The sequence below is a fragment of the Streptomyces sp. NPDC034085 genome (genome assembly GCF_055575555.1).
The window spans coordinates 92,540-118,309 of sequence record NZ_JBVISL010000006.1 but is presented as its reverse complement, the minus strand read 5'-3'; the positions used below and the strand labels follow the sequence as shown (position 1 = coordinate 118,309).

The 25,770-nt window shown below is 74.3% G+C and carries 22 protein-coding genes; 8 read left to right on the top strand and 14 right to left on the bottom strand.

Annotated features, from left to right (window positions below; all coding sequences use genetic code 11):
• Window positions 1-58: 58 nt before the first annotated feature.
• Window positions 59-2,008 (bottom strand): class I adenylate-forming enzyme family protein, encoded by a 1,950-nt coding sequence (locus ACZ501_RS21810; RefSeq protein WP_468797425.1) that lies wholly within the window; start codon window positions 2,006-2,008, stop codon window positions 59-61.
• Window positions 2,005-2,769, bottom strand: coding sequence for an SDR family oxidoreductase (locus ACZ501_RS21805; protein WP_468797423.1), 765 nt, complete (start codon window positions 2,767-2,769; stop codon window positions 2,005-2,007). The genes ACZ501_RS21810 and ACZ501_RS21805 overlap by 4 nt, the downstream gene beginning before the upstream one ends.
• Window positions 2,770-2,873: 104 nt before the next feature.
• On the opposite strand from ACZ501_RS21805, the gene ACZ501_RS21800 reads away from it, so the two are divergent.
• From ACZ501_RS21800 to ACZ501_RS21785, 4 genes are all read left to right on the top strand, one after another.
• Entirely contained in the window at window positions 2,874-4,130 is a 1,257-nt protein-coding gene (locus tag ACZ501_RS21800) for an exo-beta-N-acetylmuramidase NamZ family protein (protein ID WP_468797421.1), read from the top strand.
• A 136-nt stretch (window positions 4,131-4,266) separates the two neighbouring features.
• Entirely contained in the window at window positions 4,267-5,610 is a 1,344-nt protein-coding gene (locus tag ACZ501_RS21795; RefSeq protein ID WP_468797419.1) for a serine-threonine protein kinase, read from the top strand.
• Between the two features lie 149 nt (window positions 5,611-5,759).
• Window positions 5,760-6,356 carry a hypothetical protein gene (locus ACZ501_RS21790; RefSeq protein WP_361600003.1) on the top strand — a complete coding sequence of 199 codons (597 nt, stop codon included), beginning with the start codon at window positions 5,760-5,762 and terminating at the stop codon, window positions 6,354-6,356.
• Window positions 6,353-7,114 carry a 3-keto-5-aminohexanoate cleavage protein gene (locus tag ACZ501_RS21785; protein ID WP_361600000.1) on the top strand — a complete coding sequence of 254 codons (762 nt, stop codon included), beginning with the start codon at window positions 6,353-6,355 and terminating at the stop codon, window positions 7,112-7,114. The genes ACZ501_RS21790 and ACZ501_RS21785 overlap by 4 nt, the downstream gene beginning before the upstream one ends.
• Here ACZ501_RS21785 and soxR read toward each other — a convergent pair.
• Window positions 7,089-7,538, bottom strand: coding sequence for a redox-sensitive transcriptional activator SoxR (soxR, locus tag ACZ501_RS21780; RefSeq protein WP_361599997.1), 450 nt, complete (start codon window positions 7,536-7,538; stop codon window positions 7,089-7,091). The genes ACZ501_RS21785 and soxR overlap by 26 nt on opposite strands.
• Window positions 7,539-7,677: 139 nt before the next feature.
• On the opposite strand from soxR, the gene ACZ501_RS21775 reads away from it, so the two are divergent.
• A complete protein-coding gene (locus ACZ501_RS21775; protein ID WP_361599994.1) occupies window positions 7,678-8,139 on the top strand; it encodes a MaoC family dehydratase in 462 nt (153 codons plus the stop codon).
• Here ACZ501_RS21775 and ACZ501_RS21770 read toward each other — a convergent pair.
• The 3 genes from ACZ501_RS21770 to ACZ501_RS21760 form a co-directional block, all read right to left on the bottom strand.
• Entirely contained in the window at window positions 8,130-8,774 is a 645-nt protein-coding gene (locus ACZ501_RS21770; protein ID WP_361599991.1) for a TetR/AcrR family transcriptional regulator, read from the bottom strand. The two genes, ACZ501_RS21775 and ACZ501_RS21770, sit on opposite strands and share 10 nt — an antisense overlap.
• Before the next feature lie 119 nt (window positions 8,775-8,893).
• Window positions 8,894-9,181 (bottom strand): YiaA/YiaB family inner membrane protein, encoded by a 288-nt coding sequence (locus ACZ501_RS21765; protein ID WP_361599988.1) that lies wholly within the window; start codon window positions 9,179-9,181, stop codon window positions 8,894-8,896.
• Between the two features lie 92 nt (window positions 9,182-9,273).
• On the bottom strand, window positions 9,274-10,428 hold the full coding sequence (locus tag ACZ501_RS21760; protein WP_361599985.1) for an acyl-CoA dehydrogenase family protein: 1,155 nt from the start codon (window positions 10,426-10,428) through the stop codon (window positions 9,274-9,276).
• Window positions 10,429-10,514: 86 nt separating this feature from the next.
• Between ACZ501_RS21760 and ACZ501_RS21755 the strand changes: the two genes are divergently transcribed.
• On the top strand, window positions 10,515-11,273 hold the full coding sequence (locus ACZ501_RS21755; RefSeq protein WP_468797417.1) for a TetR/AcrR family transcriptional regulator: 759 nt from the start codon (window positions 10,515-10,517) through the stop codon (window positions 11,271-11,273).
• Here the strand turns inward: ACZ501_RS21755 and ACZ501_RS21750 are convergent.
• From ACZ501_RS21750 to ACZ501_RS21715, 8 genes are all read right to left on the bottom strand, one after another.
• On the bottom strand, window positions 11,270-12,349 hold the full coding sequence (locus ACZ501_RS21750; RefSeq protein ID WP_468797415.1) for a Zn-dependent alcohol dehydrogenase: 1,080 nt from the start codon (window positions 12,347-12,349) through the stop codon (window positions 11,270-11,272). The two genes, ACZ501_RS21755 and ACZ501_RS21750, sit on opposite strands and share 4 nt — an antisense overlap.
• Window positions 12,350-12,428: 79 nt before the next feature.
• A complete protein-coding gene (locus ACZ501_RS21745) occupies window positions 12,429-13,841 on the bottom strand; it encodes an aldehyde dehydrogenase family protein (protein WP_468797413.1) in 1,413 nt (470 codons plus the stop codon).
• A gap of 99 nt (window positions 13,842-13,940) precedes the next feature.
• Window positions 13,941-15,416, bottom strand: coding sequence for a CitMHS family transporter (locus ACZ501_RS21740; protein WP_468797411.1), 1,476 nt, complete (start codon window positions 15,414-15,416; stop codon window positions 13,941-13,943).
• A 73-nt stretch (window positions 15,417-15,489) separates the two neighbouring features.
• Window positions 15,490-17,793 carry a molybdopterin oxidoreductase family protein gene (locus tag ACZ501_RS21735; RefSeq protein WP_468797409.1) on the bottom strand — a complete coding sequence of 768 codons (2,304 nt, stop codon included), beginning with the start codon at window positions 17,791-17,793 and terminating at the stop codon, window positions 15,490-15,492.
• A gap of 165 nt (window positions 17,794-17,958) precedes the next feature.
• A complete protein-coding gene (locus tag ACZ501_RS21730; RefSeq protein WP_361599968.1) occupies window positions 17,959-18,591 on the bottom strand; it encodes a TetR/AcrR family transcriptional regulator in 633 nt (210 codons plus the stop codon).
• A 46-nt stretch (window positions 18,592-18,637) separates the two neighbouring features.
• Window positions 18,638-19,942 carry a hypothetical protein gene (locus ACZ501_RS21725; RefSeq protein ID WP_468797690.1) on the bottom strand — a complete coding sequence of 435 codons (1,305 nt, stop codon included), beginning with the start codon at window positions 19,940-19,942 and terminating at the stop codon, window positions 18,638-18,640.
• A gap of 116 nt (window positions 19,943-20,058) precedes the next feature.
• Window positions 20,059-20,886, bottom strand: coding sequence for a cupredoxin domain-containing protein (locus ACZ501_RS21720; protein WP_361600069.1), 828 nt, complete (start codon window positions 20,884-20,886; stop codon window positions 20,059-20,061).
• 370 nt (window positions 20,887-21,256) lie between these two features.
• Entirely contained in the window at window positions 21,257-23,392 is a 2,136-nt protein-coding gene (locus ACZ501_RS21715; RefSeq protein ID WP_468797407.1) for a right-handed parallel beta-helix repeat-containing protein, read from the bottom strand.
• A 192-nt stretch (window positions 23,393-23,584) separates the two neighbouring features.
• Here ACZ501_RS21715 and hmgA point away from each other — a divergent pair, with 192 nt between their 5' ends.
• Window positions 23,585-24,898, top strand: a complete 1,314-nt coding sequence (gene hmgA, locus ACZ501_RS21710) for a homogentisate 1,2-dioxygenase (RefSeq protein WP_468797405.1) — start codon at window positions 23,585-23,587, stop codon at window positions 24,896-24,898.
• An 85-nt stretch (window positions 24,899-24,983) separates the two neighbouring features.
• The gene (locus ACZ501_RS21705) at window positions 24,984-25,733 is read left to right on the top strand and encodes a GntR family transcriptional regulator (protein ID WP_361599961.1); all 750 of its coding nucleotides are present in this window, start codon (window positions 24,984-24,986) and stop codon (window positions 25,731-25,733) included.
• The last annotated feature ends 37 nt before the right edge of the window (window positions 25,734-25,770 follow it).

The following is a 25,770-nucleotide window of genomic DNA, read 5'->3' as shown; positions in this document are numbered from 1 at the left end:
GCTCGCCTTCCTCTCCTGATCCTGACCTGTCCCGCGCTGTACGACCGTCCGGCGGTTTTCAGCCGCGCTCGCGCAGTTCTCGTCGCAGGATCTTGCCACTGGTGGTCTGGGGAAGAACAGGCAGGATCTCGACCCGGCGCGGGCACTTGTACGCGGCCAGGCGCTCCGCGCAGTATGCGACGAGTTCCGCCGGACCGGCCGAGGCACCGGGGCGCAGGCTGACGTACGCCTTGACGCTCTCCCCCCGGTACGCGTCGGGGACGCCGACCACGGCCGCCTCCCGTACGGCGGGGTGCGTGTAGAGCACGTCCTCGACCTCGCGCGGCCACACCTTGAACCCGGAGGCGTTGATCATGTCCTTCTTGCGGTCGACCACGTAGAGCCAGCCCTCGGGGTCCATGAACCCGACGTCTCCCGTGCGCAGTTCGCCGTCCGGGAAGGTCTCGGCGGTGGCCCCGGGCAGGCCCCAGTAGCCGGGGACGACCTGGGGGCCGCGCACGGCTATCTCCCCGGTCACTCCGAAGGGCACCTCGGCGCCGTGCTCGTCGAGGATCCGTACGAGGGTCTGCGCGCCCGGTACTCCGACGGAGAGGGTGCCGGTGGCGGGGTCGACGGGCGCTTCGAGGTGGGCGGGAACGGAGGCGCAGGGGGCGGTGCACTCGGTGAGGCCGTAGCCGTTGCGCAGGTAGAACCCGAAGGAGGCGCGGAGGCGTTCGACGAGCGCGGGCGGGAGCGGTGCGCCGCCGGAGGAGATCACCTGGAAGGAGGCGAAGTGCTCCCGGGTGGCGGCGGGGTGGGCGGCCAGGGCGGTGAAGGCGGTGGCCGGGCCGATGGTGTAGGCGGGCCGGTGTTCGAGGAAGGCGTCGAGGACGGCGCCGGGGTGGAAGCGGTGGGCGAGGACCAGGGTGCCGGCGTTGACGAGGCAGGCGGTGAGCTCGCAGACGAGGCCGGTGATGTGGAAGAGCGGGGCGAGCGCGAAGTAGCGGGCGCCCTCGGGGAGGGGGTGGCCGGTGACCTGCCGGGCGGCGTTGTAGGTGAGCGCCCCGTGCGGGTTCATGGCGCCCTTGGGGGTGCCGGAGGTGCCGGAGGTGTAGCTGATGAGGGCGGTGTCGGCGGCGTCGAGCCGGGGATCCGGCGGCGCGGGGTGGCCCTGGCGGGCCACGGTGAGCAGATCCGCGGGCCCGGGGACGGGCCCGGGCCCGCCGGGACCCGCCGGCGCGTCGGGCGCTTGCGGCGCTGCCGGCGTTCGCGGCGCGTGGGGTCCCGCCGGTGCTTCGGACGCGTGCGGTCCCGAAGGCGTGCGCGGCGTGGGGGACCAGGGCCGCAGCTCAGAGTCACCCGGAGCCGCGCCGGCGGCCGGGACCGGCGCGTGCGGGGCCGACGGCGTGCGGGGCTGGGGCCGCAGCTCCGGGTCAGCCGGTGTCGCGCCGGCGGCCGGGGTGGGGCCGGGGGGAGGTTCCGCGCAGTCGGGGGTGGGGGCGGTGGCCGGGAAGACGCGGGGGTCGTCGCGGGTCTGGAAGTCCCGGTCGCGCGCGGTCAGGGCGACCCGTACGCCGCTCTCCCGCGCCGTCTCGCCGAGGTACGCCTCCCACGCCCCGCCGTCGCACACCAGTGCCGCGGCGCCCGAGTCGCGCAGGATGTGCCCCGCCTCCCCGGCCTTGTACATCGGGTTGAGCGGTACGACCACCGCCCCCGCCTTCCAGGCGGCCAGCACCGCGAGCACGAAGTGCGGGGTGTTCTGGAGCATGACCGCGACCCGGTCGCCCCGGCCGATCCCCCGCCCGGCGAGGTGCCCGGCCAGGGAGTCGGAGAGGGCGTCGGCCTCGGCGTAGCCGATCCGGCCGTCGAAGTACGCGAGGGCCGTGCGCCCCGGGGCGCGGGCCACGGCGGCCCGGAACGCGTCGAGCACGCTCGCCGGCGGCGTGACGGGAGCCCGCTGGGCCTCGCTCAGCTGCGCCAGCCAGGGCCGGGCGGCGTACCCGGACCCGGCTCCGGAGGGGACCGTCACGAGCCCTCCCACTTCTGCTGGAGGCGGTTCATGGAGTGCAGCCACCGGTCGGGGTCGGTCGCGCGGGCAGCGTGGTAGTCCGCCACCTCGGGGTGCGGGAGGATCAAGAACCGGCCCTTCTCCATGCCGTCGAACAGCGCTTCGGCGACCGTGTCCGGCTCGATCGCGGTCGGCGCCAGGACCAGCTCCCCCGCCGAACCGGAGGCGGTCAGCATGTCGGTGCGCACCCCCTGGGGGCAGATCGCGTGGACCTGGACGCCCCGGTGGCGGTAGGTCAGCGAGAGCCATTCCGCGAAGGCGAGGGCACCGTGCTTCGTGACACTGTACGGGGCCGCTCCGATCATGGTCAGCAGCCCGGCGGCGGAGACGGTGGACACGAAGCGGCCGGCGCCGCGCTCCAGCCAGCCGGGCAGCAGGGCCCGGGCGGCGCGCACGTGGGCCATGACGTTGGTGTCCCAGGCGGCCTCCCAGACGTCCTCGGCCGCGAAGGCGTCGCCGCCCGAGGCGAGTCCGGCGTTGGCGCAGTACACGTCGACCGTGCCGCCGAGGGCCTCGCGGGCCTCGGCGACGACGGCGGAGGCGTCTCCGGGGACGGCGATCGCCCGGGTGCCGATGGCGTCGGCCACGGCGGCGGCCTTGGCGGGGTCGAGGTCGTTGACGACGACGGTGGCGCCTTCGGCGGCGAAGCGGTGGGCGAGGGCCGCGCCGATGCCGCCGCCCGCGCCGGTGACGACGACTCGCTGGTCCTGGTACGTGCTCACGGGGGTCACCTTTCGCCACTGCTCGCCGGGCCGCTGCCGGATCCCCGGCAGACTAACCGGTCGGTATGTGCCGCCGGAAGGGGTGCGCGCCCTAGCGTGGCGGGATGACGCTGTCGCGACGCGGGGTGCTGGGACTGGCGGGGGCCGTGGGGGCTGCGGGAGCCGCGGGGGCCGTGGGGGCGGCCGGTCCCGCGGGCGCCGCCGGCGGCGAGCGGGTGCGTACCGGCTTCGAGCGGCTCGCCGCCGACGGGTACGCGGAACTCGCCGGCCAGCGGGTCGGGGTCGTCACCAACCCCACCGGGATCACCGCCGACGCCCGCCACCTGGTCGACGTCCTCCACGCCGACGAGCGGGTCTCGCTGATCGCGGTGTTCGGGCCGGAGCACGGCTTCCGCGGCACGGCCCAGGCCGGCGGGTCGGAGGGGGCCGGACGGGACCCGGCGACCGGGCTGCCCGTGTACGACACGTACGGCAAGAGCGGGCGGGAGCTGGCGGACCTCTTCACCGCGGCGGGGATCGACACGCTGGTCTTCGACATCCAGGACGTGGGGGCCCGCTTCTACACCTACGTCTGGACCCTGTACGACTGCATGCACGCGGCCGCGCTGGCCGGCAAGGCGGTGGTGGTGCTGGACCGTCCCAACCCGGTCGGCGGCCGGCGGGCGGCCGGGCCGGTGCTGGACCGGGCGTACGCGAGCTTCGTGGGCCGGGAGCCGATCGCACTGGCCCACGGGATGACGGCGGCCGAGCTGGCGCTGCTGTTCAACGGCGAGTTCCTCGGCGCGGACCGCGTACGGCTGCGGACCGTACGGATGTCGGGCTGGCGGCGGGAGTCCTTCTTCGGGGCGACGGGGCTGCCGTGGGTGCCGCCGAGCCCGAACATGCCCACCCCGGACACGGCGCTCGTATACGCGGGGACCTGCCTGTTCGAGGGCACCAGCCTGTCCGAGGGGCGGGGTACGACCACGCCCTTCGAGGTGGTCGGCGCGGAGGGCGTCGACCGGCGGTGGGCGGAGGCGGCGGACGCGCTGGATCTGCCCGGGGTGTGGTTCCGGGAGACCTGGTTCACGCCCGCCTTCTCCAAGCACGCCGGGAAGCTCTGCGGCGGGGTCCGGCTGGTCGTGCACGACCGGGAGTCCTTCGACCCGGTGCGGGCCGGGATCGGGCTGCTGGTGACGGCGCGCAGGGTGTGGAGCGGGTTCGGCTGGCGGGCGGACCACTGGATCGACCGGCTGACCGGCTCGGACCGGGTGCGGACCATGGTGGACGCGGGCGCCGGGGTGGAGGAGGTCGCCGGCGCCTGGGCGGCCGGGCTGGCGCGGTTCTCGGCGGTACGGGAGGCGTACCTGCTCTACCCCTGAGCGGCCGGCGGGCGTGCTCCGGCCCTGACACCCGCCCCGGGCGTCTCCGGCGGACCGGTGCCGTCGGGGGTCTGGCCGCGGCGGCCTCCCGGCGGGATGCTGCGAGCACCGCAGGCTGCTCGTGAAGGGGGAGGCCATGGTGGACAGCGGTGTCGTGCCGGCAGCCGGGATCGGTGTGGGCCCGTACCAGGAGCTGACCTTCGACGTCCAGGGCGACGTGGACCCGGCCACGCGGGCGGCGGTCGCCCGGATGGAGGCGACGGACCTGCTGGTCTTCGCCCACGGCTGGAACAGCGACCGCTCCACCTCGACCCGGCTCTACGACCGCTTCTTCGCTCCCTTCCCGGGGCTGGTGGGGGCAGGGGTGCGGCTGGGGTACGTGGGGGTGGTGTGGCCGTCGATCCGCTTCTCGGACGAGCCGATTCCGGATTTCGATCCCCCCGGCGCCCGGCCCGGCGCGGAGGACGGGACGGCCCTGGACGGTGCCACGCGCGCGGCGCTCGGGCTGTTCTGGCCGGGGCGGGAAGCGGAGCTGGACCGGGCCGGCGGACTGCTGGCGCAGCGCCCGGAGTCAGCGGCGGCGTTCGCCGAGTTCGGGGCGCTGGTGCGCCGGCTCGTCCACGCCGATCCGGCGGGGCAGGCCCTCGGCCCGGACGTTCCGGCCGTCTTCACGCTGGACACCGTCGAGGTGTGCCGGGCGCTGGCGGGGGCCCTCGCCGAGGCTGAGGCGGCCGCCGCCCCGGCCGGGGCGGATCCAGCCGGGGCGCTCGCGGGGGGTGCGGTGGCCGCGGCCCCGGGACCCGCGCTCGGGGGCGGGCTGCGCTCCCTGTGGGGCGGGGCCAAGGAGTTGCTGCGCCAGGCCACGTACTACGAGATGAAGAAGCGGGCCGGGGTGGTCGGCGAACACGGGCTCGGGCCGGTGCTCACCGACCTCGCCGGACGCCGGCCGGCCCTGCGCGTCCACCTGATCGGCCACAGCTTCGGCGCCCGGGTGGTGTCCTTCTCGCTGCGGGCGGTACCGGACGCGGCGCGGCACGTGAAGTCGCTGACGCTGCTCCAGGGGGCCTTCTCCCACTACGCGTTCAGCGAGCGCCTCCCCCACGACCAGCGGCGCGGGGGCGCCCTGCGCGGGCTCCAGCACAGGGTGGACGGCCCGGTGGTGGCCTGCCACTCCGCCCACGACTCGGCCCTGGGCGTGTTCTATCCCCTGGCCTCCCGGATGGCGGGTGATTCGGCCGGTCTGCTCGGTTTCGACGAGCGGTGGGGCGCGATCGGGCACGACGGGGTGCGGGCGGTGCCCGGCGCCCCGCGGCTGGGCTTGGAGGCGGCCCTGCGGGGCGGCCTGCCGGAGGCCGGTTGCGTCAGTGTGGACGCGGGCTCCGTGGTCCGCCGGGGCGGGGCTCCGTCGGGGGCGCACAGCGACATCTGCCATGCGGAACTGGCCCGGATCGTGGTCGGCGCGGGACGCATGGGGCGCTGACTTCCGGCCATGTGCCACCGGCACGCCTCGACCGCCCCCGCATGCGCCCGCATCTCCCCGGGCATGTTGGGCACGTCGCGGGGGGTTGCTTCGTTCGACGGAGTGACGCGGTCAGGTGTGGGCAGGGGCACGGCGGAGGTGAAGGTACGTTGGCAGGTTTTCGGAGTCTGGCCTATCAGGTGCGTGACGCACGCAATGACCGGGCCCTGCGGCGCCACTCGCTGCGCCGCTGCCTGGAGCGCTTCGCGCCCTACGGGCACCGGGCGACGTGGTGGCACCTGTGCGACCGGCACGGGATCGCCCCCGAGGACCGGGGGGCGGATCCCCTGCGGCTGGTGGCGGCGCTGGAGGAGCTCGAGGAGGCGCGGGCGGTCTGGCTGGAGTACGAGCGGCTGTTCGCGGAGCGGCGCAGACGCGAGAAGCACGACGGGGTCCGGCGGCCGGAGTGGGCCTGGGGCGGCAGCGGGGACGCCGTGGTGCGGTGTGCCGACCCGGGGGTGCGTCCGGAGGGGACGCTGGGCGAGGTGCTGCGGCGGCTGGTGACGGCCCTGGAGTCGGAGCCGGGGACGGCGTGCCCGGTCTGCGGCGAGGAGGAGCTGCGCTGGCCGGCCGCGCTGGCCGGGGCGGGCGCGTGGGCCGGGGCGTGGGCGTGGGACGGGCCGGTGTGCGGGGGCTGCGGGATCGTGGTGCCCCGGCCGGCGCTGGTGGACACGGCGGTGGTGCACGAGGCGGCGGGGGCGGCGTGAGCGGACTGCCGGGCGGCCCGCCGGAGGGGATGCTCCAGGTCGCGCTCAACGGTTCGCGGGGCGCGGCCGACGGGGCGGCGGTGCCGCTGTCCCCGGGGGATCTGGTCCGGTCGGCGCTGGACGCGGTGGCCGCCGGGGCCTGTGAGGTGCTGGTGCACCCGCGGACTCCGTGCGGGCGGGAGAGCCTCTCGCCCCGGGTGGTCGGGCCGCTGCTCGAGGAGTTGCGCGGCGCGGGGGTCCGCGTACCTCTGACGGTTCCGGCGGGTGTCGGCGCCGAGCCGGATCCGGCGGGGCGGCTGGAGCGGGTGCGGTCCTGGACGGTGCTGCCGGACCGGGCGACGGTGCCGTTCGCGGAGCCGGGCGCCCGGGAGCTGGGGCAGGCCCTGCTGGCGCGCGGGGTGGCGGTGGACGCCGTCGTGCCGCTGGGGGGCGGGGCCGGGCCGGAGCCGCTGGCCCGGTTCCTGGAGTGGGCCGCGCCGGGGCGGGTCCGGCTGGTGGCGGAGCTGGCGGAGGCCGATCCGGCGCTGGTGGCGGGCCTGCGCTGGCTGCCGCCGGTTCCGGTGGTGCTGTACGGGCGGGAGGGCGCCGCCTGGCCGGTGCTGCGGCTGGCCGCGCGGTGCGGGGCGGGCGCGCGGATCGGCGTGGCGCAGGTGCTGCACCTTCCGGACGGGCGGCCGGCGCGCTCGAACGCCGAACTGGTGTCGGCCGCCCTGGCGTTGCGGGACGGGGCCGCTACTGCGACAGCCGGGAACCGGTGAGGCGTTCGCCGAAGACGTCGTCCGGGTTGGAGAGCGCGCAGTTCTTCAGCGAGAGGCAGCCGCAGCCGATGCAGTCGGACAAGTGGTCGCGCAGGCGGCTGAGTTGCTGGATGCGCTGGTCGAGCTCGCCGCGCCAGTGCTCCGACAGCCGGGCCCAGTCCTCCCGCGTGGGGGTGCGCTCCTCCGGCAGCTCGGCCAGCGCCTCGCGGATGCTGGCGAGCGGAATGCCCACGCGCTGGGCGGCGCGCACGAAGGCGACCCGGCGCAGCGCCTCACGGTTGTAGCGCCGCTGGTTGCCGGAGGTGCGGCGGCTGCTGATCAGCCCCTTGGCCTCGTAGAAGTGCAGGGCGGACACGGCCGCTCCGCTGCGCGCGGACAACTGGCCGACGGTGAGTTCGTGGACGTTCTCGGGAATCTGCGGCACATCGCCGAGCCTAACCGGAGATCCGTTGACAGACGCACCAGCCCCCCAGCATGCTGAGCAAGCGCTTATTCGCCTGGGCGGCCGGCACCAGGGGCCGGTCCCGGCATCCGGTACCAGCAGAAGCAGACAGGGGCAGGGCATGGCCGAACCGAGGATCTTCACGTCCGCCGAGGAGCTGCGCGCCGGCATCGGCGAGCCGCTCGGCCCGAGCGGGTGGCTGGAGGTGGACCAGAAGCGCATCGACCTCTTCGCGGACGCGACCGGGGACCACCAGTGGATCCACGTGGACCCGGAGCGGGCCGCCGACGGACCCTTCGGCTCGACCATCGCGCACGGCTACCTGACGCTGTCGCTGCTGCCGAGCCTGGTGCCACAGATCATGCGGGTCGAGGGCATGCGGATGGGCATCAACTACGGCGTGGACAAGGTCCGTTTCCCCGCCCCGGTACCGGTCGGCTCGCGGCTGCGCGCCACCGCCGTGATCACGGCGGTCACCGAGGCGGGGGACGGCGTACAGGTCGCGGCCACGGTGACCGTCGAGCGGGAGGACGGCGAGAAGCCGGTGTGCGTGGCGGAGTCGGTGTCGCGCTACTACTTCTGAGCCGTCGCGGCGGCCGGGCGCGCGCCCACCATCCGCAGGACGAGGTCGGCGTACAGGGCGCCGACCTCGTCGGGCGTGCGCTGCCCGGCGGCGCTGAACCAGCGGGCCACGTCGATGCACAGGGACAGCACGGCGAGGGTGGTGCCCGGGACGTCCGGGACGTCGAACTCCCCCGCCCGCACGCCCTCGGCGATGATCCGGCGCACGGCGGCGTCGCTCAGCCGGCGCAGGGCGACGATCTCGCCGCGGTGCTCCGGGGCGAGGGCGTCGAGCTCGTACTGGACCACGCGGGCGGTGGTGTGGTGTGCGGCGTGCCAGCGCACGAAGGACCGTACGGCCGCGTCGAGCCGGTCGGCGGCGGCCCCCGGGCCGGAGGCGGCGGTTTCCAGGATCTCCAGCGCCTTGTCGTGGCCTATCCGGCTGATCCGGTGGAGCAGCTCTTCCTTGGTCTTGTAGTGGATGTAGAGGGCGGCCGGGCTCATGCCGGCGCGGCCCGCGATGTCACGGGTGGTGGTCGCGTGGTAGCCGCGCTCGGCGAAGGCTTCGACGGCGGCCACGAGCAGCCGCCGCGCGGCGTCGGGGGTGACCTCCGACCACGGCTGGTAGCCGCCGGTCGTCTCCGCCGCGCTGTCCATCGCTCGCCCACCCTCTTCGTCCTGTAGGAAGACACCAGCTTACCGGAGGGTGAGCAAGCGCTTAGCGCCTGGCGCGGACGGTGGCCGGCGGGGCTGCTTCTGCTGTCCGTGCCGCTCGGTTACTTCTGCGCGTAGGGGTCGTACTCCGCCAGGATCTTCTCCATCCGGGCCTGGTCGACCCGGCTGACGATCTGCGTCGCCTCCTGGCGGTCGCGGACCACCTTGGAGAGGGTGAAGGCCGAGGTGGTCAGGTAGAGCACGGCGATGCCGAGGAAGGCCCGGACCCAGCCGCTGACGTCCATGTTGTAGATCCCCACGGCCACGGCGGCCAGGGCGATGCCGAAGGAGGCGACGGCCTGGCCGTAGTACGCCCCCGTGTTCTGCTGCTTGACCGGTGTCTCGTTCATGGGCCCAGCATCGGACGCCGTGACGCGGAGCACATCCGCTCGGATACTCAGACGGGTACTCAGCCCGGGCCCGCCACTCCCGCGACGGATGGTCAGAAGGCGGAAACCCCGGTGCGGGCACGGCCGATGAGCAGCTTCTGGATCTGGCTGGTGCCCTCGTAGAGGGTCATGACGCGGGCGTCGCGCAACAGCTTCCCCGCCGGGTACTCGTCGATGTAGCCGTAGCCGCCGTGCACCTGGAGGGCGTTGCCCGCCGCCCGCACGGCGGCCTCGGAGGCGAACAGCTTGGCGGTGGAGGACTCGGTGGCGAAGGGCTGCCCACGGTCGATCAGGTCCGCGACCCGCCAGGTCAGCAGGCGGGCCGCGTCCACGTCGACCGAGATGTCGGCGATCAGCTCCTGGACCAGCTGGTGGTGGGCGATCGGCTTGCCGAACTGCTCGCGCTGGGCCGCGTACGAGACCGCCGCGTCCAGCGCGGCCTGGGCGATGCCGACGCAGCCGGCCGCCACCGACATCCGTCCCTTGGCCAGGGCCGACATGGCCACGGAGAAGCCCTTGCCCTCGGGGCCGAGCATCGCGGAGGCGGGGACGCGGACGCCGTCGAGGGTGAGTTCGGCGGTGGCCTGGCCGCGCAGGCCGAGTTTGCCGTGGACCTCGCGGCGGGTCAGGCCGGGGCTGTCGGCGGGGACGAGGAAGGCGGAGATCCCGCGGTGGCCGGGGGTGGCGGCGTCGGTCCGGGCGAAGAGGAGGACGACGTCCGCCCAGGTGCCGTTGGTGATGAACATCTTGCTGCCGCTGATGACGTACGCGTCCCCCTCGCGCACGGCGCGCGTGGTGAGGGCGGCGGCGTCCGAGCCGGTCCCGGGCTCGGTCAGACCGAAGCAGCCGAGCGCCTCGCCGGAGCACAGCCGGGGCAGCCAGGCCCGCTTCTGCTCCTCGGTGCCCCAGGCGGCGACGGTCTTGGCGACCAGGCCGAGGGAGACGGAGACGATGCCGCGCACGGCGGAGTCCCCTCGGCCGAGTTCCTCGGTGACGAGCACGTAGGAGAGGTGGTCGCCGCCGGAGCCGCCGTACTCCTCGGGCACGGTGAGGCCGAGGAAGCCGACGTCCCCGAGCTTCTTCACGATCGAGCGGTCCACGCTCTCGGCGCGGTCCCACTCGGCGGCGTACGGGACGATCTCGCGCTCGGTGAACGCGCGGGCGAGGCGGCGCACGGCCTCCTGCTCCTCGCTGAGCTCCAGGTTCACGGGGGGTCCTCCCGGGCGTGGTCCGGCTGCCGGGCCTTTAACTAGCACCGGTAGTTTATGGCGGGGCAGGGCCTACTATGTGGCGCATGGCCAGACCGCGCAAGCCCCTCCTCAGCAGAGACCGCATCGTCGAGGCGGCGGGCGCGCTCGTGGACGCCGAGGGGCTGGACGCGGTGTCCACGCGACGGCTGGCCGCCGCTCTCGGAGTCAGCGGGCCCTCGCTGTACAACCACTTCCGCACGAAGGACGCGATCCTGGAGGCCGTCGCGGACGCGGTGAGCGCGAAGGTCGACTTGTCGATGTTCGAGGCCTTCGGGGGCTCCGGTGGAGACTCCGGGGAAGCCCCCGGCGGCGTGGGCGGGAAGGACTGGCGGGGGGCCCTGTACGACTGGGCGCACTCCTACCGGGAGGCCCTGTCCGACCATCCGAACATCGTGCCGGTGCTGGCGCGCGGGCCGGGGCGCCGCCCGGCCGGCCTGCGGCTGGCGGACGCGGTGTTCGGGGCCATGACGGCGGCGGGGTGGCCGCCGGCCCAGGCGACCCGGATCGGCGCGCTGATGCGGTACTTCATCCTGGGCTCGGCGGTGGCCTCCTTCGCCCGGGGGTTCGTGGACGACGAGACGGCGTACGATCCGGCGGACTACCCGCACCTGGGCCAGGCCCACCTGCTGGCAGAACGTCAGCGGGAGGTGGACGAGGGCGCCTTCGAGACGGGCCTGACGGCGCTCCTGGACGGCCTGGCCCTCCAGTACGAGGCCCTGCGGGCGGCCGCGCCGCAGACGCGGGAGGCACCGCAGACGGGGGACGCGCCGCAGACGGGGGACGCGCCGTCCCAGCGGGGTTAGAAGACCACCAGCGAGCGGCCGCCCTTGCCCGCGGTCATCGCGTCGAAGGCGGCCGGAATGCCCTCCAGGGTGATGCGGTCGGTGACCATGGAGCCGAGGTCGAGGCGGCCGGCCCGGACGTGTTCCGCGATGACCGGCAGGTCGCGGGCCGGGTCGCTGTTGCCGTACACGCAACCGCTGAGGGTGCGGGCGAAGTGGAAGATCTCCAGCGCGTGGAAGCCGACCTGCTGGTCCTTGCCGCCGATGCCGACGACCGTGGTGCGGCCGCCCCTGCGGGTGGAGTCCCAGGCCGTGCGGATCGTCCCGGCGCGGCCCACGCACTCCACGGCGACGTCGGCGCCCTGCCCGCCGGTGAGGGCGCGGATCTGCTTGGCGGTGGTGTCGCCGGCCAGCACGAAGTCGGTGGCCCCGGCGGCGCGGGCCAGTTCCTCCTTGGCCGGGGAGACGTCGACGGCCACGACGGGGCCGGCCTGGGCGATCCGGGCCGCCTGGAGGGCGGCGAGTCCGACCCCGCCGACGCCGAACACCGCGACCGACTCGCCCGGGCGGACCTGGGCGCTGTGGTGCACGGCGCCGTAGCCGGTCAGTACCGCGCAGCCGAGCAGGGCGGCCTCGGCGAGCGGGATCCCGTCGGGCGCGGGCAGCACGCAGTTCGCCGCGACGACGGTCTCCTCGGCGAAGGCGGCGACGTTGAGCCCCGGGTGCAGCTCGGTGCCGGCGGTGTCGTGGGCGTAGACCGCGCCGACGCCGGTCAGGGCCTTGGCGCAGAGCCAGACCTCGCCGATCCGGCAGTGGTGGCACTCCCCGCAGGACGGCGCCCAGTTGAGCACCACCCCGTCGCCCGGGGAGACGTGGGTGACGCCCTCGCCGACGGCGAGGACCGTCCCCGCGCCCTCGTGCCCCAGGACGGCGGGGACGGGGACCCGCATGGTGCCGTCGGTGAGGGACAGGTCCGAGTGGCAGACCCCGGCCGCGGCGAGCCGCACCCGGACCTGCCCGGGGCCGGGATCGGGCAGCACGATCTCCCGTATCTCCAGCGGGGCTCCGACGGCGGGCAGGATGGCGGCGCGGACCATGGTCGTCGTCTCCGTGTCTCGGGGGCTGCTCGGGCTTCGGGGTGGCGGGTGGGGCGCGGCGCACGGCGGCGCCGCCGGGTCAGAACTGCAGCGACTTGGTCTGGAGGTACTCCCCCAGGCCGTGCGCGCCCAGCTCGCGGCCCACGCCCGACTGCTTGTAGCCGCCGAAGGGCGCGAGCACGTTGAAGCGGCCGCCGTTGATGTCCACCTGGCCGGTGTCCATGCGGCGGGCGAACGCCACGGCCGTCTCCTCGTCCGCCGCCCACACCGCGCCGCCCAGGCCGTAGACGGTGCCGTTGGCGATGCGCAGGGCGTCGTCCTGGTCCTCGTACGGGAGGATCGCCAGCACCGGGCCGAAGATCTCCTCCTGGGCGATGGTCATGTCGGGGGTGACGTCGGCGAAGACGGTCGGGGCGACGAAGTAGCCGCGCTCGTGGGGCGCGTCGGGGCCGCCCGCGACGAGGCGCGCGCCTTCCGCGATGCCCTTGCCGATGTACGAGCGCACGCGGTCGCGCTGGGTGGCGTTGACGACCGGCCCGAGGCGGGTGCCCCGGTCGCGCGGGTCGCCCGAGGGGTACGTGGCGACGGCGGCGGCCGCGAGGGCGACGGCCTCCTCGTGCTGGTCCCGGTGGACGAGCATGCGGGTGAGCGCGTTGCAGCTCTGGCCGGTGTTGTTCATGACGTGTCCGACGCCTGCCGCGACGGCCTTGGCCAGATCGGCTCCGGGCAGGATGACGTTCGCCGACTTGCCGCCCAGCTCGAGGGCGACGCGCTTGACGGCGGCGCCGGCGATGGCGCCGATCTTCTTGCCGACGGCGGTCGAGCCGGTGAAGGAGACGAGGTCGACTCCTTCGTGCTCGACCAGCGCCTGGCCGGCGACCGGGCCGGTGCCGGTCACCAGGTTGAAGACTCCGGCCGGGATGCCCGCCTCGTGCACGGCTTCGGCGAAGAGCTGTGCGGTCAGCGGGGTGTCCTCGGCCGGCTTGAGGACGACGGTGCAGCCGGCGGCGAGAGCGGGTGCCACCTTGGCAACGACCTGGTGCAGGGGATAGTTCCAGGGCGTGATGGCCCCGACCACACCGACCGGCTCCAGGAAGACGGTGGAGTTCCCGACCCTCTCCTCGAAGGCGTGGGAGGCGGCGAGTTCCGCGTACGAGGAGGCCACCGCGACCGGCGTGCCGACGTGCACGGCCTCCGCGAAGCCGACCGGGGAGCCCAGCTCGGCGGTGATGGTGTCGGTGAACTCGCCCTTGCGGGCGACGATGGCGTCGCGCAGGGCACCGATCAGGGCGGCCCGCTCGGCCGGGGCGGTCGCCGCCCAGCCGGGGAAGGCGGCACGGGCGGCGCGCACGGCCGCGTCCACGTCCTCGGCCGTACCGGCCGGGACGGCACCGATGACCTGCTCGTCGGCCGGGTTGACGACCTCGATCCGGCCGGTTCCGGCGGCGGGCCGCCATTCCCCGCCGATGTACATCCCGTCGTGGGCCTTCATGGCATTCCTCCCGAGCACGGACGAGCGCGTGGACCTGATCTCGCTCCCACACCCTACAAACTAGCGACGGTAGTTTTTGGTCGGCGGGTGGTCCACCGGTCAGATGATGCCGAAAAGCATCCCTGCCGCCAGGACCAGGAGGGAGGTGAGAACCGCCCATTTCACGGTGAAACGGGTGTGATCGCCGAACTCGACCCTGGCCATGCCGACGAGGACGTAGACGGCCGGAACCAGCGGGCTGGACATGTGCAGGGCCTGTCCGACCAGGGAGGCGCGGGCGATCTCGTGCGGCGAGACCCCGTGGGCCGCGCCCGCCTCCGCCAGGACCGGCAGGACGCCGAAGTAGAAGCCGTCGTTGGACATGAAGTAGGTGAGGGGCAGGCTCAGCAGGCCCGTGACCAGGGCCATGTGCGGCCCCATGCCCTCCGGGATGGCCCCGACGAGCCAGTCGGCCATGTGCTTGACCATGCCGGTGCCGGTGAGGACGCCGGTGAAGACGGCGGCGGCGAAGACCATGCCGGCGACGTTGAGGACGTTGTCGGCGTGGGCGGCGATCCGGGCCTTCTGGTCGGGCATGTGGGGGAAGTTCACGGTGAGGGCGAGGGCCGCGCCGAGCAGGAACAGCACCGGGATCGGCAGCAGCTCCATGATCATGGCGGTGAGCAGGGCGGCGGTCAGGCCCGCGTTGAACCAGTAGAGGCGCGGGCGCAGGGTCGGGCGCTGCGGGTCCAGCCCCTGGAATCCGTCCCCGTCCCCATCGGACAGCACGGCTTCGGTACCGGAGCCGGCGGCGGGGGCGCAGGCCGGGGCGGCGGGAGCGGAGGCGGACACCGGGCCGGAGGTGCCGGTGGAGGCGGACGGGGCGGAGCCGGAGTTGCGGATTTCCGTGGCGGTTTCCTTCGCGCCCGAGCCGGCCGTCACGAGGACCTCCTCGGCGATCGCCTCGCCCGGCATCACCAGCGAGCCGACCCGGCGGCGCTCCCTGACGCCGAGGACGTAGGCGAGGACGAAGACGCCGAGCAGGCCGACCGCGAGGGCCGGGATCATCGGGACGAAGATGTCCGCCGCGTCGAGCTTGAGCGCGGTGGCCGCGCGGGCCGTGGGACCGCCCCAGGGCAGGGTGTTCATCACCCCGTTGGCGGTCGCGGCGACGCCGGTCATGACCACCAGGCTCAGGCCGAGCCGCTTGTAGAGCGGGTACATGGCCGACACGGTGATCATGAACGTGGTCGATCCGTCACCGTCGAGCGAGACGATCGCGGCGAGGACGGCCGTACCGACCACCACCCGCATCGGGTCGGCCTTGCAGAAGCGCAGGATGCCCCGGACGACCGGGTCGAACAGTCCGACGTCGATCATCACGCCGAAGTAGACGATGGCGAACATCAGCATGGCGGCGGTCGGGGCGAGTTTGCCGACGCCGTCGATGACGTAGTCCCCCAGGTGCGCGCCCTTTCCGGCGAACACGCAGAAGAGCGCGGGAATGAGGACGAGCGCCGCGATGGGCGACATTTTCTTCAGCATGATCAGGACCAGGAAGGTCGCGATCATGGCGAAGCCGAGGAAGGTCAGCATGCAGGGACGGTAGGTGCCGCTTCCTTACGCCAACAAGACGTCCACGCGTGAGCAATACGAGCAAAACCACAGCTCAGGGCAGGGGTGTGACGGTGACGGGGAAGCCGTTGAGCACGGCGGTGCCCGACAGCGGGTCGAGCCGGGTGCCGTCGAGCAGCTGGTTGACGTTGACCCCCGGTTCGGCGCCGGCCACCGCCAGGCGGGTTCCGGGCCGGTCGTGGCCCCAGCCGTGCGGGAGGCTGACGACGCCGGTGCGGACGGTGTCGGTGACCTCCACCGGCGCGTCCAGGCTGCCGCCGTCTGCGGTGATCCGGGCCCGGCCTCCGTCGGCGAGGCCGAGACGGTCCGCGTCCTGGGGATGGACCTGGAGGGTGCAGCGGTTGGAACCTCCGACGAGGGCCGGGACGTTGTGCAACCAGCTGTTGTTGGAGCGCAGATGGCGGCGGCCCACGAGCACGAGGGTGGCGGGGCGGGCGGCGAGCGCCGCGCGCAGCCTGGGGAGCTCGGCCGTGATCGGCTCCGGGAGCAGCTCGATCCTGCCGGTGCGGGTCCTGAGCACGCCCGGGAGCCGGGGGCGCAGCGGGCCGAGGTCGATGCCGTGCGGGTGGGCGAGGAGCCGCTCCAGGCTCAGCCCGGCCGTCTCTTCGGGCGCGCCCGCGCTGGTCTGCGTACCTCCTGCGCCGGGAGCCGCGGCCCCACCGCCGCCGGACTGTCCGGCGGCGCCGAACAGGTCCCCGTACGGGCCCAGCCGGAGCATCAGGTCAAGCCTGCGCTCCGGACCGTTCTCGCCGGTGAGGAGCCCGGCCAAGCGGGCCGGGTCCGCTCCGTGCAGGGGGGAGCGGCGGTCGGCGGTCTCCTTGGCGAGCACGGCCTGGATCGCCATGTCGTCGACGGCGGACGGCTCGGCGGAGCCGTGCATGCCGGAGACGGCCAGGACGAGGCGTGCATGGATCTCGCACTCGTCGAGCCGGTCCGCTTCGAGGGGGACGGCGGGCCGGGTGTAGCGGACCTGGTTGCGGATGGCGAACCCGTTGAAGGCGAAGTCGTGGTGCGCGCTCTGCGAGGGCGGTGGCGGGGGCAGGACGACGTGGGCGTGGCGCGAGGTCTCGTTGAGGTACGGGTCGACGCTGACCATGAAGTCGAGGCCGGCGAGGGCCGCGTCGAGCCGCCGGCCGTCGGGGGCGGACAGCACGGGGTTGGCCGCGATGGCGATCAGGGCGCGGACGCGCCCCTCTCCCGGGGTTTCGATCTCCTCGGCCAGCGCGGCGGTGGGCAGTTCGCTCTTGACCTCGGGGTGGCCGCTCACCCGGCTGCGCCAGCGGCCGAGCGCGAACCCCCTGCCGGGCCCGGCGGGCCGGGGCCGCGGGCCGGCCGCCGGGAGCGGGAAGAGGGCTCCGCCCGGGCGGTCGAGGTTGCCGGTGAGGATGTTCAGTACGTCCACCAGCCAGCTGACGAGCGTCCCGTACTCCACGGTGCAGCTGCCGATCCGCCCGTAGACGGCGGCGGTCGGGGCGGCCGCCAGCTCTCGGGCGAGGGCGCGTATCCCGTCGGCCGGCAGGTCGCAGGCGGGGGCGACCGCCTCGGGAGTGAAACTCGCGAGGGCGTCGGAGAGTTCCCCGAGTCCTTCGGTGTGTTCGGCGAGGGCGCCGGGATCGGCGAGCTTCTCGGTGAGCAGGGTGTGGGCGAGCGCGGCCAGCAGCAGGGCGTCGCTGCCGGGGCGCGGGGCGAGGTGTCGGTCGGCGAGCCTGGCGGTGCGCGTCCGGCGCGGGTCGACGACGACGAGCGTGCCGCCCCGGGCCCGCAGGGCCTTGAGCCGGCCCGGGAAGTCGGGGGCGGTGCACAGCGAGCCGTTCGACTCGACCGGGTTGGCGCCGATCAGCAGGAGGAAGTCGGTGCGGTCGAGGTCGGGCACGGGGATGGCGAAGGGGTCGCCGAACAGGAGCCCGCTGGAGACGTGTTTGGGCATCTGGTCGAGGGTGCTGGCGGTGAAGAGGTTGCGCGTGCCCAGGGTGTTGACGAGGAGCGGCGGGTAGAGGGCTCCGGCCATGGTGTGGACGTTGGGGTTGCCGAGCACGACGCCGACGGCCTGGGCGCCGTGCTCCCGGACGAGGGCGGGGACGGCGGCGGCGATGGCGTCGAAGGCCTCGTCCCAGGTGGCCTCCCGCAGGCGCCCGTCGCGGCGGACGAGGGGGGTGCGCAGCCGGTCGGGGTCGGAGTCGAGGGCGCCGAACGCGGCTCCCTTGGGGCAGACGAAGCCGCGGCTGAAGACGTCGTCGCGGTCGCCCCGGGCTCCGGTGACGGTGGTGCCCTCGATGGTGAGGGTGAGGCCGCAGGTGGCTTCGCACAGGGGGCAGATGCGCGGGGCGGTGCGGGGCATGGGCACTCCTGGGGGCGGCGGGCTGCGTCGCGGACCGGTGGCGCGGCCGCACGGCGCGGGCTGGCGGGGCGGGCACGGCGAGCATACCGACCGGTAGGGACGGCGGGGAGGGGGTTGCGGCAGCCCGTTCCGCTGCTGCCCGGGGGCGGGGCCCGCGCGGGCCGGTCAGTCCAGGACCCGGGCCAGGTAGGCGTGCATCATCGCCCGGGTCTCGGCCACGATGCCGGGGTCCCCCGCCGGGTCGGCCCGGAAGGCCAGTTGGACCAGCGCGTCGGTCGCCTCGACGGCCACCAGGACCGCCCGGGCCAGGTCGGCGCCGGGGGTGAGCCCCAGGTGGGCGCACAGGAGCGCCGTCAGACGGGCGGCGACCATGTGGTTGGGGTCTGAGGCGGGACCTCCGGCGGGCTCGGAGGCGGGCGGGGCCGGCACCCCGAAGTCGACGAGGGCGAAGCCCGGGACGCTGCGCTTCATGGCCAGGTACTCGTCCAGCACGGCGTCCACGACCGGCCGCCAGTGCGTGCCCGGCACGACCGCGAGCCGCCGCTGGATGCCTTCCGCGTACTGCTCCAGGTTGCGCTGGGCCAGGGCGACGGCCATGGCGCGCTTGTTCCCGAAGAAGCGGTAGACCGAGCCGATGGGCACCCCGGCGCGCAGGGCGACGGCACGGGTGCTGAGGTTCTCGTAGCCGGTCTCGTCGAGGAGTTCGGCGCAGGCGTCGAGGATGCGGGCGAGGCGGTCGGCGCTGCGCTGCTGGACCGGGGTCCTGCGCAGGGGGTGGGCGGGAGGCACGGGGTCCATCATGCCGCTCCTGGTCCGTGGGTCCAGTGGTGCGGGGGCCCGGTCCTCAGTTCAGGAGGAGGGTGAGCCCGCCGATCGTGTACGTGATCATCAGCGCGAGCAGCGGGAGTTGGCCCGCCACCGCCCTGGCCGGCGGGAAGAGGCGTACGGAACGGTCGTGGGCGGCGATCACACCGAGTACGTGACCGGTGACGACGGCCATCACCTGGAGGGCGGCGAGACCGCCCGGACCCAAGGGGGGACTGGGATCGGGGCCGTTGTCAGTGCCCAGTGCCATGCTTACTGTGCGTGGTCCTTCGGTGACGAAGAGGGAGAAGTAATGGGCGATGAGATAGCCGAGGGCGATCGGCACGAGTGAGTGCGCGAAGGCGGTCAGCGGTCGGGGGTGCGGGCCGCTGACGAGGCGGGTGGCCCCCGCGCACAGGCAGTACAGGGTGGCGACGAGGCCGATGGAGGCGAGCAGTCCGAGCGTGGCCGTGGGGATGCGGCCCAGGGGGGAGGTCTGAAGGGTGTTGATCCAGGCGGGGTTGTCCGAGTAGCCGTCGTAGGCGGTGGAACCGAGCAGGACGCAGACGGTGGCGACGAGTCCGGGCCGCTCGGGCGTCGCGTCGAGTCCGTGGAAGGGGTTGCGCAGGACCAGGCGGCCGTCGCTGCGGCGGCCGAAGGGGGAGAGCCGGGCCAGGAGGCCTGAGTAGGCCTCGAAGGCGTCGGCGTCGGCGAACCAGCTCTCGCCGAAGCGGGCGGCGAGGAGCAGCTGGGCGGCGGCATAGGCGGTGAGGGCACACAGGAGGGTGGTGGTGGATGCGGGATCGGGAGCGACGAGTTCGAGCCAGGTGAAGCCGAACAGCGCGGCGGCGGCCGGCCACTGGCCGATCCGGGCCGGCAGGGGGCGGCCGGCCCCGGGCGGGCGGCGGCGGACCCGGGAGAGCAGGCGGTGCAGGGTGCGCAGCGGGTTGAGCAGGCGCCAGACGGGGCCGAGGAGAAGGGAGGCGGGCACGATCCCGACCCACAGCAGGACGTAGACGGCGCCGGGAGCGGGGTTGCGGCCGGGGTCGTCGGGACCGAGGAGGAGGTGGAGGAGTACGGCGAGGGCTGCGGCGAGACCGAGCCCGCGCAGGGCGGTGCGGGTGGCCGGCGCGTCGGCCACCCGCTGGAGCCCGGCGGGCAGGGCGAGGCCGGAGCGGTCGCCGCGGAAGCGGGATGCGGACCACAGGAGGCCGAGCGCGAGGAAGGAGACGAAGAGCGCCGCGAAGGCACCGGCGAAGGCGTAGAAGGGAGAGATCGGCAGGTCGTGCTGGGAGCCGATCCCGTGCGCGAGCAGGGTCGACGGGTCGGCCGGGTGAAGGACCACGCCCTGGCCCGGCCCGGGGCCCGGCTGCGCGGCGGGCCATCCCGGGACGGCCGCGGCACCGGCCTGGAGGGCGGTTCCGGTTCCGGGGCTTCCCGGGGTCGGCAGGCTCAGGGGGGTCACCGGACGAGGAGCTGGGTCAGGACGAGCCGGGACTCGTGGGTCTCGACCTCGAAGAGGCCCGTGCGGTCGGCCGTCAGGACCAGGGTGGCCTCCTGGCCCGCGGGCAGAGCGAGTTCCTTGTCGTAGCCGTGGACGTGCAGGGTGTCGGCGCGGTCGCTGGTGACGCGCAGGGCGAGGCGCTCGCCGCGCTTCAGCTCGGTGCGGCCGGTGGCGGGGACGACCTTTCCGTCCCGGACGGTGAGGGTGACGGTCCGGTCGGCCTGAGGCGCCGGGGAGGCCTGTGGGGGCGCCGGGGGGCCGGTCGGGGCGGGCGCGGGATGGCTGTGGGTTCCCTGGCCCGGGGGGCCCGCGGTCAGCGCGGCCGTCGCTTCGACCGGCTTGCCGGCGACGGCCCAGGCGGTGTGGTCGTCGGCGTACAGGCGGACGGTCAGGGTGTGCGCGCCTTCGGGGACCTGCGCCGCGGGCAGGTGGAACCAGGGGCCGTACACGCGGGCCACTTTGCGGCCGTCGAGTTCCAGGTGGGCGTGGCCTGTGCCGGGGAGGGCGGCGCCGCCGGTGCTGTCGGGGGTGAAGCGGAAGCGGGTCACCTCCAGTTGGAGGTTCCATCCATCCTCGGAGTCGGGGCGGGCGGTGAGCTTCACCGCGGGCGCGGCGGCGGCGGGGACCTCGCGCAGGCGGTGGCCGCCGCCGTCCTGGGTGTCGAGCAGGGTGCCGACGCTGCCGGAGGCCTGTTCGTGGGTGGTGCCGGGTTTGTGGTGGGTGGTGGCCCGGCCGCCGCATCCCGTCGCCGCTCCGCCCGCGAGCAGCAGGAGGAGCGCCAGCAGCGCCGCCGTGCGGGCCGAGCGGCGGGGCGGGCAGGTCCGGGGGGCGGGCGTCCGGCACACGTCGCACCGGATGCGGGTCTCTGCGGGCACGGTCACTGCGGGCCTCCGGTCGTAGGGCGGACCACCCCGGGCGGGAGGCGGCCCTGGCGGGGCGGACTGGTCGGGACGGGGCTTCCGCGCCCGGGCCGACTGGTCGGGGCGGACTGGTCCAGCACGGGCTCCCGCCCGGGCCGGGGCTTCCGCGCCGGCGCGGGGTTTCCCGCCCGGGGCGGGGTTTCCGGGCCGAAGCGGGGCCTCCCGCCTGGGGCGGGGTTTCCGGGCCGGGGCGGGGTTTCCGGGGCGGCGCGGGCCGGGGGCCGTCGTTCGGGCGTCAGGGGGTGTCGGCGGGCGGCGGTTCGGGGGTGGCGCTCCGGGCCGGGGCCGGGCCTGCCGGGACCGGGGTGCGGTCGCCCGCCGGAGCGTCGCCCGGGCCGGCGGGGCGGGCGGGCGCGGCGGGGCCCGGGCGGGCCGCCGCGACGACCGCCCACAGCACCCACACCACCGCGACCAGGGCCCGTACCCAGGCGGGGCTCAGCGGGATCCACGGGATCATCAGCACGGCCTTGTCGAAGGCGTCCAGGAGGGTGAGGGCGCCCAGGAGCAGGGTGAGGCGCGCCAGCCAGGGGCGTCCGGGGCGCAGTGCCAGGCCGACGCCTACCCACCACAGGCCGAGCAGGAGCAGGGCCAGCGCCGGGACGGGGGTGTCCACCAGCGGCATCGTGGAGCCGGCCACGTCCAGGGCCAGGCCGGCCAGGCCCAGGAGGGTCGCCGCCGTGCCCGTCCGCGTCCCGCGCAGCCGCCGCCACCACAGCATCCCGCCGACCAGCAGCAGCACCGCCGCCACCGCGACCGCGAGCTGCGTCTCCACCCGCTCCAGCCCCCGGGCGCCGTACCAGTCGCAGCCGGCCGGGAGCTTGCGGGCCTGGACGCTGTAGTCGGCGCAGACCAGCAGCTGGACGAGCTTCACCGGCTCGCCCACCAGCCGGGCCGAGTCCCCGCTGACGGCCCCGCGTTCCTTCCCGCACTGCGGCAGGGTGCCCGGGGTGGAGCCGTCGGGGCCGTCCTGCCAGCAGTTGCCCCTGCCCTGGCCGTCCCACCACACGTCGGTGCCGTTGGGCCGGGAGGCGCCGGACCGGTCCTTGCCGAGGACGTTGCCCGCGTACCGGTTGTGGTGGGAGGTGTCGGTCTGCTTGGACCACTGGTCCTCGCCCCGGATGAAGGCGGGGACGGCGCTGAGGAAGAAGCCCGCGCGCCGGTGCCCGTACACCCAGTTGTGCTCGTAGAGGTTCCAGTTGCCTCCGGCGGTGATGATGCCGGTGCCGGGCGGCATGGAGATCTGCGGGCAGACCACCCCCTGCTCGTAGCCGCGTTCGGCGGGCGGTTTGGCGCAGGTGCCGTCGGCGACGTGGGGGTAGTAGTCGGCGTTGTTGTCGTGGATCAGGTTGCGTTCGAAGCGGGCGTGGTTCTGCGGGAGTCCGGGGTGTCCGGGGAAGGCGCTGTCCATCGAGGCGCCGCCCATGTTCTGGTCGAACTCGTTGTCGTGGACCCACACGGAGTCCCCCGCGGTCCCGGAGTAGCCGACCATGTTGTGGTGGCTGCGGCAGCCGGTGATCTCGATGGAGTAGCGGGGCACGTCGTAGCCGCGTCCGTCGTTGATGTCGGAGGCGCTGCCGGGATAGATCCCCGAGTCGCCGTTGCCGTAGGACTCGCAGTTCTTGTAGAGGCCGTGGTCGCTGGCGAAGGTCAGGAAGCCGTATTCGTCGTTCCAGCGGGTCAGGACGTCGTCGATGACGAAGCCGTCGCCGGCGAGGACGTACAGGGAGTTGAAGGTGGTGCGCTGCGCGGTGAAGTTGCGGAAGTAGATGCCGTTGGACTTGTCGGCGCGGATGGCGTTCAGCTTCTGGTACCCGGCGTCGACGACGACGTCCGTGCGGGCGGCGCCGGTGCCCTCGATCTGCAGGTTCGTCTTGCCGAGGATGGCGACGAGGTTCTGGTTGTGCCGGCACTTCACCTGCTGCTCGTACGACAGGATCTGGTAGCCGAGTGAGGAGTCGGGGGCCTTGAGTGCGGCGCACTCCCCCGTCGGCTCGGGCCGGGAGGGCTCCTCCTCGTAGAGGCCGGGCAGGATCGCGATGTTCATCCCGGGCCGGTCGACGGCGTCCACGGCCTCCTGGAGGTGGCGGTAGCCGCTCTGCTCGCAGCGCGCGTAGAGGTCGAGGTTGCGTCGGCGCAGCTCGGCCGGGAAGCCGGATATGCGGCGTTCGAAAGCGGGCCGGTCGGTCTTGCAGACCAGCAGGTCGGGCTCGGCGGCGCGGTAGGCGGGGACGGATCCGGTGCCGTCGGGCAGGGCGACGGGGCGCTCCTCGTGCGCGCGGGCGGCCGGCGCGGCGGCGAGGAGGGACAGGAAGGCGAGGAGGGCGGCGAGGAGCGCCGCCGGCACGGCAGGGAACCTGCGGGTCCACGACATGCGCGAGAGAGTAGAGCAATGTTCATCTTTTTGGATCCCCCTGCGCGCGAGGTTCTCGCAGCCGCCGCGGGCGGGGTTCGTGGAGCGGCCGCGCGCCGGGTTCCGGGCCGGCGGCCGCGAGACGGCGTTGACGTGGGCGGCTCGGAATCCTACTGTCAGCCATAGGATTCCTTCGAGGGAGCGGGAGCACCCATGAGTGAGCAGGCCAGGAAGACGGCGGAGGCGCTGGAGTACCTCACCGGCTTCGGGAACGAGCACAGCTCCGAGGCCGTGCCCGGCGCGCTCCCGATCGGCCGCAACTCCCCGCAGCGCGCCGCCCTCGGCCTGTACGCCGAGCAGCTCAGCGGCAGCGCCTTCACCGAGCCGCGCCGCCACAACCGCCGCTCGTGGCTCTACCGGATCCGCCCCTCGGCGGCGCACCCGGCCTTCACCCGCGTGGACAACGGCGCCCTGCGCACCGCGCCGTTCAACGAGAGCGTCCCGGACCCCAACCGGCTGCGCTGGAACCCGCTCCCCGACCCCGCCCCCGGCACCGACTTCCTGGACGGCCTGTGGACCCTGGGCGGCAACGGCGACGCCACCCAGCGCACCGGCATGGCCGTCCACCTCTACAGCGCCAACGCCTCCATGGCCGACCGGGTCTTCAGCGACTCGGACGGCGAGCTGCTGATCGTCCCGGAGCGCGGCGGTCTGCTGCTGCGCACCGAGTTCGGCCTGCTCAGCGCCGGCCCCGGCGAGGTGGCGCTGATCCCGCGCGGCGTCCGCTTCCGCGTCGAGCTGCTCGACGGCGACGCGCGCGGGTACGTGTGCGAGAACTACGGGCAGCCCTTCGAGCTGCCGGACCTCGGTCCGATCGGCGCCAACGGCCTGGCCGCCGCCCGGGACTTCCGCGCGCCGGTGGCGGCGTACGAGGACGTGGAGCGCCCCACCGAGGTGGTCAACAAGTTCTGCGGCAACCTCTGGTCGGCGACCTACGGGCACTCCCCGCTCGACGTGGTGGCCTGGCACGGCACGCACGTGCCGTACGTCTACGACCTGCGGCGCTTCAACGTGATCGGGTCCATCAGCTACGACCACCCGGACCCGTCGATCTTCACGGTGCTGACCTCGCCCTCCGACACCCCGGGGCTGGCGGGCGTGGACTTCGTGGTGTTCGCCCCGCGCTGGCTGGTCGGCGAGGACACCTTCCGCCCGCCGTACTTCCACCGGAACGTGATGAGCGAGTACATGGGCCTGATCGAGGGCGCCTACGACGCCAAGGCCGAGGGCTTCGTGCCGGGCGGCGGCTCGCTGCACAACATGATGTCCGCGCACGGCCCGGACCGGGAGACCTTCGACAAGGCCAGCGCCGCCGAGCTGAAGCCGCAGAAGATCGACGACGGCCTGGCCTTCATGTTCGAGACCCGCTGGCCGATCACCGCCACTCCCCAGGCTGCGGAGGCGGAGCACCTCCAGCGCGGATACGACGACGTATGGGAGGGTCTCCAGCGCCACTTCCGTGCCTAACATGCCCCTGCCGGACCCCGTCGGCCCCGCCCGGCCCGCCACCTCGCCGCGTCACCTGTGAATCCACCCGTACGGAGAACGACCCGTGACCGCCTTCGCCCCCGACTCCCTGGTGCTGAACCGGAAGCTGCCGCTCTGGTACCAGGTGTCCCAGTCCCTGCGCGCCTCGATACTGGGGCGCACTCCGGACGCCTCGCTGCGGCTCCCGACCGAGGAGCAGCTCGCCGGGCACTACGGGGTGAGCGTGCTGACGATGCGCCAGGCGCTCAAGGAGCTGGAGGGCGAGGGCCTCATCAGCCGGCACCGGCGGCGCGGCACCTTCATCGAGCCGGGTGCGATGCGCAGCGCCCCGGTGCGGCTGCTCGGCTCGGTGGACGCGATCGTCGCCCAGCAGTCGGGTGAGCGGACGACGGTGCTGGGCCACGAGCGCACGCCCGTGTCCGGGGAGCTGCTGGAGCACTTCCCGGACGCGGAGGAGGTGGTCACGTACCGCAGGCTCCGGCGCGACGGCGAGAGCGGGGAGCCCACCAACTGGGCGGAGAACGCCGTGCGCCCCGAACTCGCCGAGGCGGTGGACCTGGCCGATCTGGAGCGCTGGCCTATGACCAAGGTGCTGCGCGACGTGGTCGGCGTACGGATCAGCCGCATCACGGACACCGTGGAGGCGCGGCTCGCCGACCCGGTGACGGCGGAGCTGCTGGAGGTACCGCTGCTGAGCCCGATCCTGCACTACACGGGCGTGACCTACGACGAGGACGGCCGGGTCGTCGACGTGGCCCGGATCCGGTACCGGGGCGACCGGTTCTCGTTCACGGTGACCGTCGAGGCGCCCTGATCACCGGGCGCCGGTCGCGGGCACGGGCCGGCAGCGG

What these genes read in the sequence shown, in the direction of transcription:
- ACZ501_RS21800 (WP_468797421.1), top strand. Translation starts at nt 2,874, where the DNA reads ATGACGCTGTCGCGACGCGGGGTGCTGGGACTGGCGGGGGCCGTGGGG.
- ACZ501_RS21795 (WP_468797419.1), top strand. Translation starts at nt 4,267, where the DNA reads ATGGTGGACAGCGGTGTCGTGCCGGCAGCCGGGATCGGTGTGGGCCCG.
- ACZ501_RS21775 (WP_361599994.1), top strand. Translation starts at nt 7,678, where the DNA reads ATGGCCGAACCGAGGATCTTCACGTCCGCCGAGGAGCTGCGCGCCGGC.
- ACZ501_RS21770 (WP_361599991.1), bottom strand. Translation starts at nt 8,774, where the DNA reads ATGGACAGCGCGGCGGAGACGACCGGCGGCTACCAGCCGTGGTCGGAG.
- ACZ501_RS21765 (WP_361599988.1), bottom strand. Translation starts at nt 9,181, where the DNA reads ATGAACGAGACACCGGTCAAGCAGCAGAACACGGGGGCGTACTACGGC.
- ACZ501_RS21755 (WP_468797417.1), top strand. Translation starts at nt 10,515, where the DNA reads ATGGCCAGACCGCGCAAGCCCCTCCTCAGCAGAGACCGCATCGTCGAG.
- ACZ501_RS21750 (WP_468797415.1), bottom strand. Translation starts at nt 12,349, where the DNA reads ATGGTCCGCGCCGCCATCCTGCCCGCCGTCGGAGCCCCGCTGGAGATA.
- ACZ501_RS21745 (WP_468797413.1), bottom strand. Translation starts at nt 13,841, where the DNA reads ATGAAGGCCCACGACGGGATGTACATCGGCGGGGAATGGCGGCCCGCC.
- ACZ501_RS21740 (WP_468797411.1), bottom strand. Translation starts at nt 15,416, where the DNA reads ATGCTGACCTTCCTCGGCTTCGCCATGATCGCGACCTTCCTGGTCCTG.
- ACZ501_RS21735 (WP_468797409.1), bottom strand. Translation starts at nt 17,793, where the DNA reads ATGCCCCGCACCGCCCCGCGCATCTGCCCCCTGTGCGAAGCCACCTGC.
- ACZ501_RS21730 (WP_361599968.1), bottom strand. Translation starts at nt 18,591, where the DNA reads ATGGACCCCGTGCCTCCCGCCCACCCCCTGCGCAGGACCCCGGTCCAG.
- ACZ501_RS21715 (WP_468797407.1), bottom strand. Translation starts at nt 23,392, where the DNA reads ATGTCGTGGACCCGCAGGTTCCCTGCCGTGCCGGCGGCGCTCCTCGCC.
- hmgA (WP_468797405.1), top strand. Translation starts at nt 23,585, where the DNA reads ATGAGTGAGCAGGCCAGGAAGACGGCGGAGGCGCTGGAGTACCTCACC.